Origin of the sequence: Alteromonas nitratireducens (assembly GCF_040812025.1) — a bacterium.
GTDB lineage: Bacteria > Pseudomonadota > Gammaproteobacteria > Enterobacterales > Alteromonadaceae > Alteromonas > Alteromonas nitratireducens.
Map to the genome: position 1 here is coordinate 1 of NZ_JBFNPK010000048.1, position 540 is coordinate 540.

Here is a 540-nt window from a genome sequence, read left to right on the forward strand (position 1 = left end):
GCGGTAGACGTTCATGAAAATACCCTGCGCAAATGGGTTCAGCAGCTTGAGTCTGAGCGCGGCGGCAGCACACCAAAATCAAAAGCCCTGACACCAGAACAGCAACGTATTCAGGAACTTGAAGCTCGCGTGAATAGGCTGGAGCGAGAAAAGGCCATATTAAAAAAGGCTATTGCTCGCTGTGAAGCAGACTCTTAATGTCCGACGACCTGAAATCCACGCGCTGATAGACCGGTTGAGGGTGCATGAATCAACAGAATTGGTCTGTTCAGCGTTAGGTGTTGGTGTCAGTAGCTATTACGAGCGACGAAAGCGCCACCGGCTGATTGGCGCTAAACGGCGTATTCTGCGAGCCAGAGTGAAGCGTCTGTTCGATAAGAGTCGTCAGTCTGCTGGCACACGAACGCTTGTTGATATGCTTCGCGATGAAGGCATCGTCATGGGCCGGTTCAAAGTAGGCCGGCTGATGAAAGAACAAGGGCTGATGAGCAAGCAGCCGGGTAAGCACGCATACAAAAACGTGCAGGTTGAGCGGCCAGA

2 protein-coding genes are annotated in these 540 nt (G+C 52.2%); both read left to right on the forward strand.

The window, feature by feature from the left end; all coding sequences use genetic code 11:
- Positions 1-198: transposase (locus AB1N33_RS16655; protein ID WP_411272681.1), on the forward strand; the 198-nt coding region annotated here is incomplete at its 5' end.
- On the forward strand, positions 182-540 hold a 359-nt coding region (locus AB1N33_RS16660; RefSeq protein WP_411272682.1), incomplete at its 3' end, for an IS3 family transposase. The genes AB1N33_RS16655 and AB1N33_RS16660, both read left to right, overlap by 17 nt.